Raw genomic sequence first — 17,373 nt, 5'->3', positions numbered from 1 at the left:
ATAATTGCCATATTTTTTGTGTGGCCAATTTGTGCACTAAAGCAAAAAACCGCCATGAGTGATGGCGGTTTTTAAAGTGCTTTTAAAACAGTTGGTTGAATTTATGCCAATTCTGCTTTCTCTGCGATAAGTTTATCTACAACGCTCGGATCGGCAAGCGTTGATGTGTCTCCGAGGTTGCTAGTATCACCCGTTGCAATTTTACGCAGGATTCGACGCATGATCTTACCAGAACGAGTCTTCGGTAAGGAATCCGTCCAGTGCAGTACATCTGGTGTTGCAATTGGACCAATTTCTTTACGCACCCAATCTTTCACTTCTTTGTGTAGCTCTGCTGACGGGAATTCACCATCGTTCAAGGTAATGTAAGCGTAGATAGCTTGGCCTTTGATATCATGCGGAATGCCCACAATAGCGGCCTCAGCAATTTTATGATGTGCGACAAGAGCCGATTCTATTTCAGCGGTACCCATGCGGTGACCCGACACGTTTAGTACGTCATCAACACGGCCCGTGATCCAGTAGTAACCGTCTTCGTCACGACGAGCCCCATCACTAGTAAAGTACATTCCCTTAAAGGTTGAGAAGTAGGTCTGTTCAAAGCGCTCGTGGTCGCCATAAACAGTACGCATCTGACCTGGCCATGAATCAAGGATCACCAAGTTACCTTCTGCTGCGGTTTCTTCAATGATGTTGCCCATGTTATCAACCAGTGCAGGTTGGACTCCGAAGAATGGTCGAGTTGCTGAGCCTGGTTTTAAATCTGTTGCGCCTGGTAGTGGTGCAATTAAGATACCGCCGGTCTCTGTTTGCCACCAAGTATCAACGATAGGCGAGCTCTCGTTACCAATCGTTTTGTAGTACCACTCCCACGCTTCAGGGTTGATAGGTTCACCTACTGAACCCATCACACGTAAGCTTGAACGAGATGTCCCTGCTACCGCTTCGTTACCTTTTGCCATTAGTGCACGAATAGCGGTTGGCGCAGTGTAGAGAATGTTCACTTGGTGCTTATCAACCACTTCACTCATACGAGCCGTGCTTGGGTAGTTTGGAACACCTTCAAACAGAATGGTTTTGGCCCCGTTCGCTAGTGGACCATAAATTAGGTAAGTATGGCCTGTAATCCAGCCCACATCCGCGGTACACCAGAAGGTTTCTCCTGGTTGATAATCGAAGACATATTTAAAGGTCATTGCCGCGTAGACGAGGTAACCGCCTGTAGTATGTAGTACGCCTTTAGGTTTACCTGTCGAGCCAGATGTGTAGAGGATGAACAGCGGGTCTTCGGCTTTCATCTCTTCTGGTGGGCAAACGTCAGAAACGTTGGCTGTTGCTTCGTGCCACCAAACATCACGGTGTTCATGCCATTCAACATCACCACCTGTACGTTTAAGCACGACGACTTTATTGATGGTTTTTACGTCTGGGTTGGTTAGTGCTTCATCCACGTTCTTTTTCAGTGGAACAGCGCGTCCGCCACGTACGCCTTCGTCTGCGGTGATCACGACTTTAGCGTCAGAGTCGATGATACGGCCGGATAGCGCTTCTGGTGAGAAACCGCCAAATACTACGGTGTGAACCGCACCAATACGGGTACAAGCGAGCATAGCCACTGCAGCTTCTGGCACCATTGGCATGTATAGACACACCACGTCGCCCTTGCGTACGCCTTGCTCTTTCAATGCGTTGGAGAATTTACACACTTCTTTGTGCAGTTCGTTGAAAGTGAGTGTTTTGTCGTCGGCTGGATCATCGCCTTCCCAAATGATGGCGACGTCATCCCCGTGTTCTGCAAGATGACGGTCAATACAGTTAGCCGAGACGTTCAGTGTGCCATCTTCAAACCAGCGAATATCAACATGGCCAGTGTCGAAAGAAGTGCTTTTTACTTTGGTGAAAGGTTTGATCCAATCAACGATTTTGCCGTGTTCGTTCCAGAAGCCCTCTGGATCGGTTACCGACTGCTGATACATGGCTAAGTAAGTATCATTATCCGCGTGTGTATGAGTTTTAATATTTTCTTTTACCGGATAAACGTGGGCTTCGCTCATGGCTTCTCTCCTTGTGCCTTATTTCTCGGCCTTACACCAATCTAGATAAGATTTTGAATATATTTTTGTAGGGCTGTTTTTTGGTTCTAAATAACTTGGTCGTGGTAATGACGACGTTGTGCTTATAACTGTCAGTCACCGCGCGTATTTCCACAATTAGACTTTAGGATGAGAGTGATAGAAGCGCCGGGAAATCGCTGAAACAAAAGTATTTCTGGGAGCTAGGTCAACTGATTTTTATGTATACGGTGCGGTTAGGTTGGGTAAATCGCCTTTCGTTAAGCGGACAAAGACCAAAGCGGCAGAAATCGCGTCTTGCAAGGCGTCGTGTTTGTCTTGGATAGGAAGTTCGAGGTGTTTACAAATGGCATCCAGACTTAAGTCGAAATAGGCATTCGGCAAATGTCGTTCCAACTTATCGTGATAAATCTGACTGACCTCGATGAGTGGGTTAGGAAGTGGGAAGCCAAGTTGCCTCAGACAAGCAAGGTCTAAGATCTTTTTATCGTAACGAATGTGATAGCCCACAAGTGGTCGGTTGCCGATAAAGTCGAGCAGCTCGAGCAGCGCCTCTTTTTCACTGATGCCATCGACTAAGTCTTGGTGGCGAATTCGATGGATCTTGACCGAGCCAGAGTCGAGCGATTGCGGCGCGCGTAAGCGGACTTCAAATGGTTGACTGGTGATGATGCGGTTGTCGATGATCTTGGTGGCTGCAATAGTCACCAGCTCGGCGCGATTTGGGTCAAGGCTGGTGGTTTCGCAGTCAAGAGAGACGTATTCTGTTTTATCTGGCGTGCAAAACAGCGACTGATAAGGCGAGCCTTTCAATTTGTAATGCCAGTATTTGCGTTGTAACCAGTTCATTGCTTACGCCTCTGTGATTTATGAAAATCAGGGTTAATCACGAATTTGATAATGGAAGCCTAAAAATTGCTTAAATTTCTTCACCACATGTAAGCTGTGGCGAAGCAAATCACGCTCAGTTCTATCCAGTTGTTTAATATCAATGTTATTCAACGCTTCTTGCTTTTTGAGTTGCTGATTGAGGCGAAGTTTAAAGAACAATTTCAGTGCTTCGTTGAGATTATCTGCCGTTTCGGATTCTAAGATGCGCTTATTTCTCAGAGCTTCAATGCGCTCAAACGTGTTCTTCTCCTCAATGGCATATTCCAAAGACAAGGTGCGAATGCCGTGTACAATTGGGAAAATACCGCCGCGTTTAATGTCCAATCCGTCTTTAGCACTTTTTACGTTGCCAAATAGAGTTAGGGGCACAGAAAACTGCAAGGCAGGGCGAGTAAAATCAGACAATATCAACATGCGATCTTTCATTGTGTCACGAAGATGCGCCGCAATTGGAGCCAGCAGCTCGCAATTCCCAGCAACAGCATGGGCGTCACTGAAAATGGCTAAGTCCATGATTTGTTCTGGTTCGGCTTTAGCTATCCAGTGGTTTAGGGTGCTTATCCATTCTTGCTGTGTTTTGACCCACTTCGGGTTGTTAACCATCACTTTGCCAAGGCAAAGTGGATAACCGAGCTGTTGTAGGGTGTGTGTGAAGGATTGCATCACTTGTTCGCAATGAGGCCATTCCAGACCATCTTGAATAATCAGGGCATTGTCTTGATCAGTTTTGAGAATTTGCTCTCCTCGGCCTTCAGAGCCGAGTACGATCAAGCAACAATGGTCGTGCAAGGCTGGTGGTATCACTAACTCGAACGCTTTCTCGATAATTTGTTCGTTTACGGCTGAGATAAGCTCCATGATGAAGCGAGTGCGGATGCCGTTTTTCAATAAGCTCTCGACCAATTGACGTTGGCGGTTTGAGGCCAAAGCGAGCTCTTCCACGCTGCTTGCTCGAGCAATACTGAGCGTTAACACGTGAGAGTGGGTTGAGAATGCGCTGAGAATTTGGGTCATATCCAGCATGCCGACAGCTCTGTTGCCTTCACATACCATGAGGCGTTTCATTCTATTTCTGGTCATTGTGATCATGGCGTTGAATAGAAAGTCTCCATCATCAACGTGATAAACAGGAAAGCTCGCGATCTCACCCACTGGTGTGTCGAGCGCGCAACCATCTATCATCACAGAATGCAGCATATTAGTACGAGTCACTATTGCGTACGGGTGGGCTGATGGCCATTTTTCCAATCGTGGATCATCGCCATGGAGTTGAACCAATGCAGCGTCAATCCCATTTTCTTTTAAGGAACGTGTTACCTCGTTAATTGGTGTATTTGGTTCAAGGATCATCGGTGGGTGATAAATGCTGCGGTCAACTTTAGTGAGAATAAACTCCGCTAAGTTTTGCTGTTGATGGGCCGCTTCGATGAGCTCTTGCCGTTTCGATAAATTGTTATCGAAATAGGCTGCAAACTGGCCATTTTCGTTGTAAAGGGCAAGGAAAATTTCTTTCGGCAGTAGGTAAGAGAGCGTGTCCTCAAGCGCGATGTAGTGATGACGTACCTTGTCTTCAAGTAACGAGCGTACATCGAACATATCGTCGTTGGCATAATGTGCGAACACTTCCTGTTGATCGTTGGAGCGCTCTTCTACCGCGCCTTTGATCAGAATATGTAAGTGGGGGTTCTTCTGTCCGCAGGATAAAATAACATCTCGAGCTCGATAGTAGGCGACGTCCAGAGAGGATCGCAGTCGCGTTTGTTGTGCTTCAGTTAAGCGATCGAACGGTGGAGATTGCATGTTAAATTTGTCAGGCATGAGAACACCCAATAATGATGGAAGGAACACTCTCTAAGTCTGACAAATTTCTTACCGGAAGCCAGACGACTTTGGTCTAAATTACGATGTTTTCGCTTGAAGATGCCAAATGTCGCAAAGTTAGTATTCCATCGAGGAAACGATAAGTTTCTTATTCTTCCCTTTTTATAATACGCATGGCGATCCATAATTCCCGGCTCGAACGTTGGTGTTCCCGTTTTAGGATATTAGTAATGTTGAAACCTTCTCCGTATGGCTGGATTTCCCAGTACTTTCTCGGATTCTTCTTTGCGTATGGCGTGTATCTGCCATTTTGGTCACTTTGGTTTAAGGATCAGGGCGTATCTTCGACAGATATCGGTTTGCTGGTCGGGTTAGGCCTTGCGACACGTTGTGTTGCCAATATCGTGATCACCCCACGAGTACACAAAGTCGAACATCTTATGCCTGCTTTACGTTGGTTGAGTTTCGCTGCCCTCCTTTTTGTTGGATTTCACTTTTTTACGGGTGGTAGCTTTTGGTTAATGGCACTAGCGACAGTGTTGTTCAATCTTTGTTGTGGACCGATTATTCCGTTGTCGGACGCGATGGCAAATTACTACGCTCGCCTGAAAATGCTCGATTATGGCCGCACGCGGCTATGGGGTTCGATCGCCTTTATCGCAGGCTCGACGGCAGTGGGCTACCTGGTGGCTGAATTTGGCTCCGATATGATCTTGTATACTGCGATGTTCGGCGTGTTTATCTCGTTGCTGTTTGCTATGCGACCGACTAACCCAATGCCTGTAACGCACGGTGGGCAAAGCGCAGAACGTCCAAAGCTGACCGCTCTTTTGACCGACAAGCCGATACTAAAATTCTTAGTGTTGGTGTCACTAATTCAGGGCAGTCATGCGGCTTACTACGGCTTTAGTGCGATTCACTGGAAGGCCGCTGGTCACTCGGAAGATGTCATTGGCTACTTGTGGAGCTTAGGAGTAGCCGCAGAAGTGGCAGTGTTTGCACTGAGTAAGCGTTTATTCGTAGGTTGGTCAATACGCGCGCTGTTTATTGCTGCTGCCGTTGGTGTAATGATGCGTTGGGGTATTACGGCGTCGACAACATCAATTATTGCTTTGGTGATTGTTCAACTACTACATGGTGTGACTTTCGCTACCGCACACATTGCCGCGATCCAATATATCCAAAACTCCGAAGAAAATAAGATCGTAGCGTTGCAAGCGTTGTATAACGCGATTCCGTTGGGCGCATTTATCGCGTTAATGACCGTATTGAGTGGTTGGGGTTATGAGCACTGGGGACCGCTTGTGTTCTGGGGCATGGCCGCGATGGGGTTATTGGCTCTGTTCATCAAGCTTGATTCACAAGACCCACATCAGGTGGTTGATGTATCAGACAAGCCACTTGAAACACAGAATTAGACTTATGTAACAAAGGTTAAAAACTAAGCTTTGTCTCCGTTATCAAAGCGGTGTTAAATGAAACCTCTCCCTCATGGAGAGGTTTTTTTATTCTCTTGCTTTAAAAGTAGCAAGAAAGGCAAGAAAGGATATCGGATGCAAGGATGGCTGGTGGTTCCCGTTTCTTTAGCGTATTTGGGAGCTTTATTTATCATCGCGTGGTACGGCGACATTCAGAAAAGGTGGCTAGCGCGCTGGCGGCCTTGGATTTATAGCCTTTCCATTGCGGTGTACTGTACATCATGGACCTTCTACGGCACGGTCGGGCAGGCCAGCAGTAATCCTTGGTCTTTCTTGCCCATCTATATTGCTCCCATTTTAGTGTTTACCATCGGATGGCGCGTTTTAGCTCGGCTTATTTTGATTGCTAAACGGGAACACATCACGTCGATTGCTGACTTTATCGGAGCACGCTACGGTAAATCCCAAGGTTTGGCCGTGGTTGTTACGCTCATAGCGGTTGCGGGAATTTTGCCGTACATCGCTTTACAGCTGCGTGGTATCACTATGGGGCTTGAAATCATTGCTCCAGAGCTGGCTATTGATTTTGGTTATCAAAATGATAGCGTGTCGTGGTTTGTTGTGGTCGCATTGGCGATTTTTACGATGCTATTCGGTACCCGCCACATTGATAACACGGAACACCATCGTGGGATGATGATGGCAATTGCCTTCGAATCAATTATCAAACTGCTGGCTTTTTTAGTGGTCGGTGTCTTCATTGTTTGGTTGGCGATGAACACCGAGAGTTTGAGCTTAATTGATGTTGCCGCGCAGACGTATCAGTCACCAAATATCCCGACTATATTGATTCATACTGTACTGACCATGCTGGCGATAGTTTGCCTTCCGCGACAATTCCATACGATGGTGGTAGAAAATGAACGTGCTCAAGATTTGCATGTGGCTCGTTGGTTGTTCCCCATTTATCTGATCTTAATGGGGATTTTTGTCTTACCTATTGCGTGGGTAGGGCAAGGTCTCTTGAGTGGCGCTTCGCCTGATACTTATGTCATCAGTGTGCCGATGTCGGTAGGGGCGAGTGAAATCGCCTTGCTTGCGTTTTTAGGCGGTACTTCAGCGGCAAGTGGCATGGTTATCGTATCGACGATTGCCTTAGCGATCATGGTCTCGAATGACTTGGTTATGCCATTGCTATTGCGTCGCATGCGACTGACGCAGCGTAACCATCACCATTTTTCTGAATTATTACTGCGGATCCGCCGTGGTTTGATATTAGTTTTGTTGATTGGCGCGTGGTGTTTCTATCAAGCGTTGGACACTATTCATTCACTTTCTGCTATCGGCTTTCTCTCGTTCGCGGCTATCACGCAATTCGCTCCTGCGCTGGTTGGCGGTATGTATTGGCGTCAAGGGAATAAGAAAGGTGTGTATGTTGGCCTCGCGGTGGGTTTTGCTACCTGGTTGATTACGTTAATGAGCCAAACAGACATGCTTGCCGGAGACGCCAGTAATAACTTCCTGATCTGGTTGATTACGCCACCAGAGGTATTGGCTAGCTTTGATATCGCGATTTCAGATTGGGGGATGATCCTCAGCGTGGTCGCTAATGCAGTGTGTTTTGTTGTGGTTTCTATGGCTACCCGACCAAGCCTAAGTGAGCGCTTACAATCGGCATCATTCGTTGGTACACCGTTGCCTGAAAGCGAAAATATGAGTCTGTACCAGAGCCGCGTTACGGTTGCAGAACTGGAAATGCTAGCGTCCAGATTTGTAGGACGAACGCGAGTTAAAGCGGCGTTTCAAGCCTACTGGAGCCAACAACGAGAAGAGTTAATGCCGAATCAGCAAGCGCCATCTTCTCTGATTCGGCATACGGAGCGTGTGCTGGCAGGGGTATTTGGTGCATCTTCTGCTAAGTTAGTGCTTACTTCCGCTCTGCAAGGAAGAAACATGCAGCTTGAAGAGGTGGCGACTATCGTCGATGAAGCCTCTGAACTGTACGATTTTAGTCGGGGTTTACTCCAAGGCGCGATTGAGCATATTGGACAAGGTATTGCGGTCGTCGATAAGCAACTACGCTTGGTAGCGTGGAACCAACGCTATTTAGAACTCTTTGAATTTCCGCCAGGCCTGATTCAAGTAGGTCGACCGATTGCGGATGTGATTCGGCACAATGCAGAGCAGGGGTTGTGTGGCCCTGGTGACCCTGATGACCACGTCCGTCGCCGTGTTTATCACCTTGAGCAAGGGACTCGGCACACCTCTTCTCGGGTTCGTCCCGATGGTCGCGTGATAGAGGTGCAAGGTAACCCAATGCCAGGTGGTGGCTTTGTGATGAGCTTTACCGACATCACCGTATTCCGTGATGCAGAGCAAGCACTGAAAGACGCCAACGAGACATTGGAAGAAAGGGTACGTCTGCGGACTCGAGAATTAGAACAACTTAACAAGCAACTGGTGGAAGCGACGCAGCGCTCGGATTTGGAATCGAAGTCCAAATCACGGTTCTTGGCGGCAGTAAGCCATGACTTGATGCAACCGCTCAACGCGGCGCGTCTATTCGCTTCTTCACTATCGGAAGTCGCCAAAGACAGCGAAGCCAAAAAGCTGTCAGCACACATTGAAAGTGCTTTAGAGGCTGCCGAAGACTTAATTGGAGATTTGCTGGATATCTCGCGTTTGGAATCGGGCAAGTTGGAAGTCAACGTGCATGGCTTTGCGTTAAATGATGTGTTATCGAATTTGAATGCTGAGTTTAGTGCGTTAGCCAAACAGCAAGGTATAGAGTTCACGATGATTCCGTCCTCACTCATGGTTAAGTCGGATCCCAAACTGCTGCGCCGTGTGGTGCAAAACTTCCTGACCAATGCGTTTCGTTATAACCCGAATGGCAAAGTCGCACTCGGTGTTCGCCGCGTGAAAGGGCGAGTGCGTATTGATGTATGGGATAATGGAGTGGGGATTGAAGAAGAGAAGCAGCAAGAGATTTTTGAAGAGTTTAATCGCGGAACTCAAGTTCGTTCCGACCAAGGCCTCGGACTTGGTTTGGCGATTTCGAAAGGAATTGCTCAGGTACTTGGGCATGAAATTTCGATGCGCTCTTGGGTTGGAAAAGGCAGTGTTTTTTCCATCACCCTAGATAAAGCTGATCATGTTCAGCCTCATCCAGTTCACGTGGCGATGAATAAGCAATCTGAACTCGGTCATCTGAGAATCCTTTGTGTCGATAATGAGCCTGACATTCTAGTCGGCATGGAAAACTTACTTTCCCGATGGGGTTGCGATACACGAGTTGCGATTGATTTAGTTGAAAGTCTACAAGCGCTTGAGGATGGTTGGATTCCGGATGTAATTTTCTCCGATTACCGACTTGATGATGGTCGTACTGGTTTAGAAGTGTTACAGCAATGCCGCCTGAGATTAGGCCACAGCTTTGAAGGCGTCATCATCAGTGCAGATCGTACCGATGATATGCTTGATGGCATCAAAGCAAATGGGTTCAGCTTTATTGCTAAGCCAGTTAAGCCGCTTAAGCTGCGTTCGGTGCTCAATCGAGTCGCTTAGGATTGGAGTGTTTGAAAAATCGCTATAAAAGAGACCTCCGAATGGAGGTCTCGATGTTTGTAATCTTAGTTGATAGGCTGAGTTTGCCGTTTATTCTGCGACGCCGCCTTGGGTCAGTTTGGCTGGATTAAGCAATCGCTCTAGTGTGGCTCTATCCAAATCAGTTTCTTCTTCCGCGACATCAATAATCGCGCGTCCCTGTTTGTAGGCTTTTTTCGCGACTTCTGCCGCTTTTAGGTAACCAATGACCGGGTTGAGAGCCGTGACCAAAATTGGGTTTTTGGCGAGTGCTACATCCAAGTTATCTTGGCGAACTTCAAACGTCGCAATGGCTTTGTCAGCTAAAGCGGTTGCGCTGTTAGAGAGTAACTCGATGCTCTCCAATACGTTATGAGCAATAACTGGCAGCATGACGTTAAGCTGGAAGTTGCCCGCTTGGCCTGCGACGGTTATGGTGGTGTCATTACCAATGACTTGCGCTGATGCCATAGCTGCTGCTTCTGGGATCACAGGATTTACTTTGCCAGGCATGATGGAAGAACCCGGCTGCAAGCCTTGTAATTCAATTTCACCTAAACCAGCCAATGGGCCTGAATTCATCCAACGAAGATCATTTGCGATCTTCATGATCGCAACTGCTGCTGTTTTGAGCTGTCCCGACAGAGCGACGATCGCATCTTGACTGCTTAAATTGAAAAAGAAGTTATCACTGGCCGTGAACTGAATGCGAGTTGATTGGGTTAGGTTGCTAGCGAATAAGTCTGCAAAGCGTGGATCGGCATTGATCCCCGTTCCAACCGCCGTACCACCTTGGGCTAAGGCTTTTACAGCAGGAAGTGTTTGTTCAATCGCTTGTTTTGCATGCTCGATTTGGAACTGCCAACCGCCAAGTTCTTGAGCAAAGGTAATTGGCATCGCGTCCATTAAGTGGGTGCGACCGGTTTTTACAACATCTTTCAATGCTTGCTGTTTAGACTCTAGTGTTTGGCTGAGGTGTGACAGGGCCGGGAAGAGCTGTTTTTCGATGGCTAATGCTGCGCTAACTTGAATGGCCGTCGGTACCACATCGTTGCTGCTTTGCCCCATGTTGACGTGATCATTAGGGCTAACAGTGCCGCCTAGATGCTGGGAGGCCAGTGTTGCAATTACTTCATTCGCATTCATATTTGAGCTAGTGCCTGATCCTGTTTGGAACACGTCAATTGGGAATTGCTCAATATGATTGCCTTCGATAATTGCTTGAGCTGCGTCAGCAATCGCGTTGGCAATATCTCCTTCAAGCAGCCCTAGCTGTGCGTTGGTGAGTGCCGCAGTCTGCTTGATGTGTGCTAACGCTTTGATAAAACCAGATGGCATTTTATGTTGACTGAATGAGAAGTTATCGACGGCGCGTTGAGTTTGGGCTTGGTAGAGAGCATCTGCAGGGACCGTTACTTCGCCCATACTGTCAGTTTCTATGCGGAATTCGGTGCTCATGGTAGGGATCCTTTTGGTTAATCGAGTGAGATTTGAATCAGGCGTAATTGTTGTTGTAGTGCGAGAAATTTCACGTCGCCTTGTTCAAACTGGTAGTAATAGCGTTTGAGGCAGAATAATGGCGTATGGATAGAATCGAGACAGACACGACGGAAGATACGGCTGCGAGTTGAGTCTTGAATTGCGTCTAGTAAATGGAAATAAACCTGACGTAAAAACAGCTCACACAACAATAGATTTTCTTCATCGGCATCGTGTTCATAACAAGAAGACAACACCATTCCCCAATGAATATAGTCATGAATCACGTCTGGCTCAAAGCCATGTGGTGCGGCGAGAAGGAATCTATCTTGGGCTTTAAAAAATGCGTTAAAGATGTCCCGTTTGTTGTCCATAACCACCTCTCATTAAATGTAATGATAATTATTATCAATTAAGTTGTGGGTTGGCAACCCTTTTTAGAGTAAGAGGTTGTTGAAGAAAGACTTACGGAAACAAAAGCCGACGCAAAGGCGTCGGCTGAGTAGGAATTCATTTATGCTGAGTGAAACTAAGTCACTGTCGTTTGAATACCGGTGAATTAGCTTGTCGCCGTTATTCAGTAAATAAGGTTTCGTACTTCACAAATGCGGTTTGTGTTTCACCATAATACAGTGTGCCGCCTGATTGAATGACGACTCTTAACCAGCTTTCTGCAGATGCAGGCTTTGGTAAGGTGATGTACCAGCTTTGGCCTGCTTGATCGGCGGGCTTCATATCAATCGGTTGAGCGTTTTTCTCTTTGTCACTCACAATAGAAACTTTAACCCCTTCGAGTGGGTAAGCGGCGTTGAGTGACAATTCTAAGTTATTTTTAGTGAGTTTTTCAGAGCGAAATTTCACTTTAAAATCGCCATTTTCCATATCACACAGACCACTGGTGTAACGACAATTAGACTTACTCGCGAGTTTGTAAGTTTCCCCTTCTTGCGCCGCGTGGGGTTTCTCGCTGAGGGCCATATCGGTACCGAAGTAAGCGATCAAAGAGAGAACTGGCGCAATCAGTAGAGCGAGAATAAAGTGCTTGTTTTTGAACATCTTGGCTTCCTTGCAACGACATACTGCGAATATGGTAACTGAAAAGTGAGAATAAAAAAGCCCCGGACGGCTGGTTCCAAACGGGGCTTTTGTGGTTTTGATTAGTTTTTAGTGATCCACTGCACTACCAGCACCTACTGGTACGCGAACGTGTTCGACTAGGTCTTTTACTTCTTGTGGCGTTTCTGCAGTTACTTTGGATACAGCGAATGCAACAATGAAGTTAAATAGTGCGCCGATAGCACCAAACGCGTTTGGCTCAATACCCAGGAACCAGTTTGTTCCCCAGCTTTCTAGATATTTCCAATCAGCGACGAAAAGAATGCCTTTGTGTTGGAATACGTAGAACAGCGTAATACTGATACCTGCAATCATACCGGCGATTGCGCCTTCTTTGTTGATGCTCTTGCTGAAGATGCCCATCATCAATGCAGGGAAGATGGATGAAGCGGCAAGACCAAAGGCGAGTGCTACCGTACCTGCGGCAAATCCAGGCGGATTTAAACCGAGATAGCCTGCGGCTGCTATCGCTACTGCCATTGATATTCGACTAGCAAGTAGCTCTTTTTTCTCGGATATGTTCGGATTGATAACCCCTTTGATTAAGTCATGGGAAATAGCTGAAGAAATGGCGAGTAGTAAACCTGCTGCGGTAGATAGTGCAGCTGCAAGACCACCTGCTGCCACAAGTGCAATCACCCAGTTTGGTAGTTTAGCGATCTCTGGGTTAGCCAATACCATGATGTCGTTATCAACGCGCAGTTCGTTGGTGGACGCATCTGAAGTGTATTGGATATTGCCATCGCCATTTTTATCGTCAAAACCGAGTAGTCCAGTTGTTTCCCAGTTTTTGAACCACGCAGGACGCTCGTCATACGCTAGGTGCTGACCCGGAGCTGGATTTACCGTATTCATTAGGTTGAGGCGAGCCATCGCTGATACCGCTGGTGCAGTAGTGTAAAGGATTGCGATGAAGATCAGAGCCCAGCCTGCTGATGTACGTGCGTCGCGAACCTTCGGCACGGTAAAGAAACGGATAATTACGTGTGGTAGACCGGCAGTACCAATCATCAGTGACATGGTGTAGACAAACATATTAAGTGTGTCGCCACGTACTTGGGTCGTGTATTCACTGAATCCGAGTTCGGTCACCACTTGGTCAAGCCGATCGAGTAGATAGACATCGGTACCAGCCATGGTACTCCCCAGACCAATTTGTGGGATTGGGTTACCAGTGAGTTGCAGAGAGATAAAGATTGCAGGGATAGTGTAAGCAAGAATGAGTACGCAATATTGAGCAATCTGCGTGTAAGTGATGCCTTTCATGCCGCCAAGAACCGCGTACATGAAAACGATACACATACCAATTAATAGGCCGGTGGAGTAATCCACTTCTAAGAAGCGACCAAACGCAACGCCCACGCCTTTCATCTGACCGATAACATAAGTCACTGATGCGATGATAAGACAAACAACCGCTACGATACGTGCTGTGTTGGAGTAAAAGCGTTCACCAACAAACTCTGGCACCGTAAACTTACCAAATTTGCGTAGGTAAGGTGCTAGCAACAGCGCAAGCAGAACGTAGCCACCAGTCCAACCCATTAGAAATACTGAGCCGCCATAGCCCATGAAGGCAATTAAGCCTGCCATTGAGATAAACGACGCTGCGGACATCCAATCGGCTGCGGTTGCCATACCGTTTGCAATCGGGTTTACACCGCCACCAGCAACATAAAACTCTTTGGTTGATCCGGCGCGAGCCCAAATAGCAATCCCGATGTACAGGATGAACGTGGCGCCAACGACCAGGTAGGTAATAGTTTTCAAATCCATCTGAGTGACTCCTTATTCGTCCACGCCGAATTCACGGTCAATTTGGCGCATCTTCCATGCGTAATAGAAAATAATTCCTAGGAAGGCATAGATGGAGCCTTGTTGAGCAAACCAGAAACCGAGTTTGTAACCGCCTAGTTGAAATTGATTTAGTACGTCGACAAATAAAATGCCGCAGCCGAAAGACACGACGAACCAGATGACCATTAGGCCGATCATGAGCTTCACGTTTTTGTCCCAATAGGCTTTGGCTCTTTCTTCGCTTTCAAATGCCATTGCCGTCTCCTTACGATTGGTATTGTTGTTAATGAAATGTTTCAATATGTACATTAGCAAGGTGTTGGCAATAACTCTTTTCAACTTTAGTCGGGGTGTTAAAAATGAAGAACCCCCATATTATGGGCTTTTGCAGCGAACAAAGGGGTAAAACGTTATGTTAATAAACTGTTAAGTTAGCCAAAGGTCTAAAGGTTGATTGGATAAACAGGCATGATTAAGACGGGCCATTAATCTTTTCTTCATTGAACTTGGAGATGCTGTGTAAGTATTGGTGGTGATCTTGTGGCTCTTAAAGAGAGAAGGCGTAGATAAGAAAGCTCACAAGTAATTTATTTACATAAAGTTTTCGCATCAAATCACCGTTTTAACGCACAATAAAGTAATATAACTGAGTCATTCTCGTACAACCTCGCATTTTGAGACGGTGTAAAGGGGAGGCAGATTAGGGCATTACCTCATTAACGAAGTAGCCTGCTCATCACAATTATTATCGTTTTTCATTAAGGGAGGGTGAGAATGGACGCAGACACCATTAACAGTTTTTTTCTAATAGGTGCGTTGTTAATCGCACTTAGCGTTCTTTTAAGCCCAGTGTCTTCTAAGTTGGGAATCCCAATTCTTTTGGTATTTTTAGCCGTTGGAATGCTAGCGGGGGAAGACGGCTTAGGCGGCATTTTATTCGATAACTTTTCGATCGCTTATTTGGTTAGTAACCTCGCATTAGCCATCATTTTGCTTGATGGTGGGATGAGAACGCGGGTCGCCAGCTTTAGGGTTGCGTTATGGCCCTCGGTCTCTTTGGCGACATTTGGCGTTGCGATCACCACCATTTTAACCGGGCTGATGGCAACGTGGTTATTCGACTTAGATTTATTGCAAGGCATATTGGTTGGTGCGATTGTTGGTTCCACCGATGCTGCCGCGGTCTTCTCTCTACTCAAAGGTCGTAGCCTGAACGAACGTGTTGGTTCAACGCTGGAAATTGAATCCGGCACCAATGACCCAATGGCGGTGTTTCTGACCGTAACTCTGATTGCTATTTTAGCGAACCCTGGCGCAGATTTAAGTGCGGGCTTTTTGGCGTTCAGTTTTCTTAAGCAGTTTGGTATTGGCGCGTTACTTGGCTTCGCTGGTGGCTGGCTCTTATGGAAAGTTATCAATCGCAATCAATTACCAGATGGGCTGTATTCTATTTTAACGGTCAGTGGTGGCTTGCTTATTTTCGCTTTATCTAACACTTTGGGTGGCAGTGGTATTTTGTCGATTTACCTTGTTGGTCTTTTATTAGGTAACCGTCCAACACGCAGCCGCCACTCTATTCTTCATGTTTTAGATGGTATGACGTGGCTAGCTCAAATTGGTATGTTCTTGGTGCTTGGTTTGTTGGTTACGCCATCCAATTTACTCTCTATTGCGTTGCCAGGTCTTGCGCTTGCTTTCGGGATGATTTTGTTTGCCCGACCAATCTCAGTTTGGATTGGTTTACTGCCATTCAAGAGTTTCACGCCACGTGAAAAGTGGTTTGTCTCTTGGGTAGGATTGCGTGGCGCTGTACCTATCATCCTCGCGGTATTTCCGATGATGGCAGGGTTGCCAGATGCTCAACTGTACTTCAATTTGGCATTCTTTGTAGTAATGGTGTCTTTGATAGTACAAGGGGGCACGTTGACTAAGGCGATGTCTCTTGCAAAGGTCGAGCTACCTTCTAAGCCTGAGCCAATTTCGCGTACGGGTGTAGAGATTTACCCGACCAGTGAGTGGGAGCTGTTTATCTATAGACTTAAAGCAGATAAATGGTGCATTGGTGAGCCATTACGTAGTCTTTCGATGCCGGAAGGAACGCGTATCGCCGCTGTATTTCGCAGTAAAGAGCTATTGCACCCATCCGGCAGTACGCGTCTTGAGGAAGATGATACCTTGTGTGTATTAGCACAAGAAAAGGATTTAGATGCACTGAGCTTACTGTTTAGTGAAGCCCCAGAGAAAGCGTCGCTAGCGCGATTCTTCGGTGACTTCTTCCTCGATATTGAAGTGAAGCTTGCCGATATTGCCGTGATGTATGGTTTGAATCTGGGGGATGAACCGCTGGATAAAAGTTTGAGAAACCTTGTCGAAGAGCAATTAGGTAGCACGCCAGTATTGGGAGACCATTTCGAGTGGCAAGGTTTGCATTGGATCGTCGCTGATGTTGTTGATCAGCAGGTCACTAAAGTCGGTATCCGATTGCCAAACGAAAAAAGTAAGTCTGACGATAAGACGTCAATCTAGTCGCTCATTTCCGTCAGCATAATCACGGCTTGCGTGCGGTTCTTTACACCGAGCTTACGGAAAATCGCTGTCATGTGCGCTTTTATGGTGGCTTCTGAAACATTCAATTCGTAAGCGATTTGCTTGTTCAGCAAGCCATCGGACAACATTCCCAACACTTTATATTGCTGCGGTGTTAGCGCAGCAATCTTTTCCGCTAAGTCATTACATGCCGCGTTATTGGTGATCAACCCTTCAGGGAAGTATGGGTCGCCATTCAGCACTTGATTGAGCGCGTTCACTAATTCGCGCATGTCGCTGGACTTGGGAATAAAACCAAATGCACCATGGCTTTTCACTTGCGTCACGATCGCCGGCTCTTCACTCGCTGAAACGACGACGATAGGTAAATCTGGATGCTCTGCTCGCAAATGAATCAAGCCAGACATACCATTTGCTCCTGGCATTTTGAGATCCAATAGCACTAAATCTGGCTCTTCCTCTCGCTCCAACAAAGCCAGAAGTGCGTCGAGTGAGTCCGCTTCCAGCAAATTTGCACCACTAATAGCCATGTGGATAGATTGAAACAAGGCATTCCGGAAGAGTGGGTGATCATCTGCAATAATGATGGTGTAGGTCGAATCCATGACGTTAAACACTTTTGACTATTTCGTTAAATTTATTATTGT

At 46.7% G+C, this 17,373-nt stretch carries 12 protein-coding genes; 3 read left to right on the top strand and 9 right to left on the bottom strand.

What is annotated here, in order from left to right; genetic code table 11:
- Positions 1-101 precede the first annotated feature (101 nt).
- From acs to N646_RS09715, 3 genes are all read right to left on the bottom strand, one after another.
- Positions 102-2,054, bottom strand: a complete 1,953-nt coding sequence (acs, locus tag N646_RS09725; protein ID WP_005386359.1) for an acetate--CoA ligase — start codon at positions 2,052-2,054, stop codon at positions 102-104.
- A gap of 237 nt (positions 2,055-2,291) precedes the next feature.
- On the bottom strand, positions 2,292-2,921 hold the full coding sequence (locus N646_RS09720; RefSeq protein ID WP_005382363.1) for a 3'-5' exonuclease: 630 nt from the start codon (positions 2,919-2,921) through the stop codon (positions 2,292-2,294).
- 33 nt (positions 2,922-2,954) lie between these two features.
- Positions 2,955-4,781 (bottom strand): DUF294 nucleotidyltransferase-like domain-containing protein, encoded by a 1,827-nt coding sequence (locus N646_RS09715; protein WP_017821769.1) that lies wholly within the window; start codon positions 4,779-4,781, stop codon positions 2,955-2,957.
- Positions 4,782-5,014: 233 nt separating this feature from the next.
- Between N646_RS09715 and N646_RS09710 the strand changes: the two genes are divergently transcribed.
- Both N646_RS09710 and N646_RS09705 read left to right on the top strand, forming a co-directional pair.
- Complete coding sequence (locus N646_RS09710) at positions 5,015-6,202, top strand: 3-phenylpropionate MFS transporter (protein ID WP_005382367.1); 1,188 nt, start codon at positions 5,015-5,017, stop codon at positions 6,200-6,202.
- Between the two features lie 135 nt (positions 6,203-6,337).
- Positions 6,338-9,769, top strand: coding sequence for a hybrid sensor histidine kinase/response regulator (locus tag N646_RS09705; protein ID WP_017821770.1), 3,432 nt, complete (start codon positions 6,338-6,340; stop codon positions 9,767-9,769).
- A 90-nt stretch (positions 9,770-9,859) separates the two neighbouring features.
- Here the strand turns inward: N646_RS09705 and N646_RS09700 are convergent, their stop codons facing one another.
- The 5 genes from N646_RS09700 to N646_RS09680 form a co-directional block, all read right to left on the bottom strand.
- Positions 9,860-11,245 carry a class II fumarate hydratase gene (locus N646_RS09700; protein WP_005386369.1) on the bottom strand — a complete coding sequence of 462 codons (1,386 nt, stop codon included), beginning with the start codon at positions 11,243-11,245 and terminating at the stop codon, positions 9,860-9,862.
- 17 nt (positions 11,246-11,262) lie between these two features.
- On the bottom strand, positions 11,263-11,640 hold the full coding sequence (locus tag N646_RS09695) for a hypothetical protein (RefSeq protein WP_005382370.1): 378 nt from the start codon (positions 11,638-11,640) through the stop codon (positions 11,263-11,265).
- Between the two features lie 199 nt (positions 11,641-11,839).
- Positions 11,840-12,322, bottom strand: a complete 483-nt coding sequence (locus N646_RS09690) for a hypothetical protein (RefSeq protein WP_005382371.1) — start codon at positions 12,320-12,322, stop codon at positions 11,840-11,842.
- A 108-nt stretch (positions 12,323-12,430) separates the two neighbouring features.
- A complete protein-coding gene (locus N646_RS09685) occupies positions 12,431-14,158 on the bottom strand; it encodes a sodium:solute symporter family protein (RefSeq protein WP_005382372.1) in 1,728 nt (575 codons plus the stop codon).
- Between the two features lie 12 nt (positions 14,159-14,170).
- A complete protein-coding gene (locus N646_RS09680; protein ID WP_005382373.1) occupies positions 14,171-14,434 on the bottom strand; it encodes a DUF4212 domain-containing protein in 264 nt (87 codons plus the stop codon).
- A gap of 519 nt (positions 14,435-14,953) precedes the next feature.
- Between N646_RS09680 and N646_RS09675 the strand changes: the two genes are divergently transcribed.
- On the top strand, positions 14,954-16,705 hold the full coding sequence (locus N646_RS09675; protein WP_017821771.1) for a potassium/proton antiporter: 1,752 nt from the start codon (positions 14,954-14,956) through the stop codon (positions 16,703-16,705).
- Here the strand turns inward: N646_RS09675 and N646_RS09670 are convergent.
- Positions 16,702-17,331, bottom strand: a complete 630-nt coding sequence (locus N646_RS09670) for a response regulator (protein WP_005382375.1) — start codon at positions 17,329-17,331, stop codon at positions 16,702-16,704. The two genes, N646_RS09675 and N646_RS09670, sit on opposite strands and share 4 nt — an antisense overlap.
- Positions 17,332-17,373: the final 42 nt, after the last annotated feature.

The organism is Vibrio alginolyticus NBRC 15630 = ATCC 17749, from assembly GCF_000354175.2.
Taxonomy (GTDB): Bacteria; Pseudomonadota; Gammaproteobacteria; order Enterobacterales; family Vibrionaceae; genus Vibrio; species Vibrio alginolyticus.
The sequence above is the reverse complement of the archived record's forward strand: the minus strand, read 5'-3'. Positions and strand labels throughout refer to the sequence as shown.